This window comes from Pseudomonas sp. SIMBA_067, assembly GCF_046534675.1.
Lineage (GTDB): Bacteria > Pseudomonadota > Gammaproteobacteria > Pseudomonadales > Pseudomonadaceae > Aquipseudomonas > Aquipseudomonas putida.
In genome coordinates this window covers 1-263 of record NZ_JAWRYH010000630.1, presented here as the reverse complement: position 1 = coordinate 263, position 263 = coordinate 1, and the positions used below count along the sequence as shown (strand labels likewise).

Sequence of the window (263 nt, the reverse complement as noted above, 5' to 3'; positions counted from 1 at the left end):
GGCCGCGTGCTGGCCACCAGTAACTGGCGCGATGCCGACAGCTACCAGGGTGAGGACCTGTCCTTCCGCGCCTATTTCCAGAACGCCGTGCGTGGTCAACCGGGCCGCTTCTACGGCATCGGCAGCACCAACGGCGAGCCCGGCTACTACCTGGCCCACGGCCTGGAAGAGCACGGCAAGATCATCGGCGTGGCCGTGGTCAAAGTGCGCCTCGAAGCCCTGGAGGAACGCTGGCAACGTGCGCGCCTCGAAGCGTTTGTCAG

The 263-nt window shown here is 66.2% G+C and carries 1 pseudogene; it reads left to right on the top strand.

From position 1 onward, the window contains the following. Positions 1-263: pseudogene (locus SB765_RS30625) on the top strand (sensor histidine kinase); the annotation flags it as partial.